At 43.6% G+C, this 2615-nt stretch carries 2 protein-coding genes; one reads left to right on the top strand and one right to left on the bottom strand.

What is annotated here, in order from left to right; translation table 11 throughout:
• The coding region (locus MICAI_RS15655) for a PatA/PatG family cyanobactin maturation protease (RefSeq protein ID WP_039900279.1) at nt 1-1781 on the bottom strand (1781 nt) is incomplete at its 3' end.
• A gap of 68 nt (nt 1782-1849) precedes the next feature.
• Between MICAI_RS15655 and MICAI_RS15650 the strand changes: the two genes are divergently transcribed.
• On the top strand, nt 1850-2615 hold a 766-nt coding region (locus MICAI_RS15650), incomplete at its 3' end, for a Uma2 family endonuclease (protein ID WP_039900280.1).

The following is a 2615-nucleotide window of genomic DNA, read 5'->3' as shown; positions in this document are numbered from 1 at the left end:
AAGAAACTGGTCAGAGAACGACGCATCCTCGCTTCATCGGCGATTTCATGTTCTGCGCTAACAGTTTCTAGCGCTGATTCAATCAAAGTATTAACTTTCCAGCCATACATTCCCCGGGGACTATTAACCTTGATGACGGGAACAATTTGACCCGAAAAAAGTCTCACGGTTTCCTCGGTCAGCATACCGGGGATACTCACCCTTTCCACATAATCTTCGTCAGCTTCTGGCAATATTTGGCCTGCTAACATATATTGCATGACTTGATAAATCTCGGCGGCAAAAGCTCCCACGGGTTTAATTGCATAGATGGGAGTTAGTTCTAAATTAACTGTCCAAATTAAAGACTTAGTTTCTGATAGATTACTTTCTAAATAATCTACCATTTGCCGCGCATCGTAGGGATTGGGAGGTAATTCAAGATTATCGTTCGTGATGGTTGGCATTAACTGTTTAAAGGTGTCCCGACGCGCTTCTGTGCCGAAATCATAACCTAAAGTTCCTAACACATAAACCAGGTTTGACCGTTGACTAGGAACGACACTATTAAAGACAATCTTGTTATTTGTTTGATGATTTTGTATTAATCCAGTTGAGGAAACATTTTCTGAAGCATTGCTAGGAGGGATTGCCAGTTCTATTGTCGCTGCTGTTGGGGGGGTTATAGTTATTCCCTGAGTTGCCATCTCGGTTGTATTAGATGGGATAACCGAGGTTGTCACTGTCATCGGAATTACCGCCGATTCTATGATATTATTCGACGAATTGTTATCCGCTTCAACAGTTTGTAATTTCTCTCCCGTCAGCAGTTCATAAGCACCCGCAATATTAATTTTTCCTAATAAACAGCGTTCCGGTTCTTCTACTTCATTAGGATCGCAGGGGATGGCACTATTTGTCAAGGCGGCTCTTACTGCTTCTGCATCGGGAGATAACCCCTGTTCTAATTGCAAACTCATTAATAAAGCGGCTGTTCCTGTCACAATTGGAGCGGCGCAGCTAGTGCCTTTTTTGCGGATGGGGTCATCGGTTCCGGGTTGAGCGCCTAAAATATTCTCTCCTGGAGCGAGAATCCCTTGAGTTGCATATTTACCACCAAAATTACTAAATTTAAATGGCTCGCCTGTATCTTTCATTGCTCCTACTGTCAGGACATTTTCTAATACCGCAGGAACGCACCAACACTCTCCTTTATCATTACCTCCGGGGGCAATCACCAGGATATTATTAGCTTGAGCCTGACGAATTGCTTTATCAATAAATTCGTGAGCTAATCCGCTTTGAGTTGGGTGACAAGCCGCACAATGGATAATATTAACTCCCTGTTCAATTGCGGTACTAATTGCCCTGGAAAGATTGAGGGGATTAATAAAATCTTCGTTGCTATAGGCGATGGGAATATTAATTACAGTAGCCTTAGGAGCAATCCCTTCTACTGGTGAATCTGGCTGGCCGCAAATGGTGCTGATAATATGGTTAGCATGGAAGCGCAAATGCAAACTGTGGAGGATGTTTTTATCGGGGATTGCTTCTTTGAACAGATGCTCTTTTTCTTCCTCACTTTTGCCACTTTTTTCTACATCTAAAAAGGCTTGTAAGTATTGCGGATCGATGAGAGATTCTTGCGACCAATAGGGATCAAGGCGGGTAATATTTGCTCCTTGGAAACAGGCGCGATCTAAGTCAATCGGTCCATCAAGAACGGCGATTTTGATGCGTGGATCGCCTTTTGTCTGGGAGCGAAGAGCGGTCATTCCGGGGATAGCATTGAGATCAGGCATAGTTTTTGCAGGTTTTCAAGAACAGTTATAGAATAAAAGCTAGATAACAATAAATAGGGGAATTAAAGATGAGTTCAATGACCCCAACGGCACAACCCTCAACCACAATTCAGGAACCTTCGACCACGGTTTATTGCGATTCCCCTTTACCCGACCACACCCAACTCCCTGATAAAGATGGAAGTTTTGTGAAAAACTATCAAGAGCCTCCCCAAGCAGACCTTTTAACGGATACTATTACACCCCTTTTAGAGCAATTACATCCTGACGGTAATTACTGTTTGGGTCGAGATTGTGGGATTTATTGGCGATTACCAGAGTATCCAGAATCCCTAGAAAAGGGGGCTGTTGCTCCCGATTGGTTTTATGTTCCCCATGTCCCTACAACGATTGAGGGTCAAGTTCGCCGTTCCTTTGTGATGTGGAAAGAAACCATTGAACCGGTTATTGCCTTAGAATTTGTCTCTGGCAATGGTGAAGAAGAACGGGATAAAACGCCTGTTAAGGGTAAATTTTGGATCTATGAGCGAGCGATTCAAATTCCTTTTTATGGAATTTATGAGGTTAACAAGGCCCAGATCGAGATGTACCAGTTAGTTAATGGTCGTTACCAAAAAATGACTCCTAATCAGCGCGGTCATTATCCCATTGTTCCTTTAAAGGTAGAGTTAGGAATTTGGCAGGGGGAATACCAAAATCAATCCTTTCCCTGGCTTCGCTGGTGGGATGGGGAAGGTAACTTGTTGTTAACTTCCCAGGAATCTACTGAACAGGAACGACAACGAGCCGAACAGGAACGACAACGAGCCGATCGCCTAGCGGAACAGTTAAGGG

It is taken from the genome of Microcystis sp. T1-4 (genome assembly GCF_000297435.1).
Lineage (GTDB): Bacteria > Cyanobacteriota > Cyanobacteriia > Cyanobacteriales > Microcystaceae > Microcystis.
Note: the sequence above shows the minus strand (reverse complement) of the source record. Positions and strands in the feature narration are given on the sequence as shown.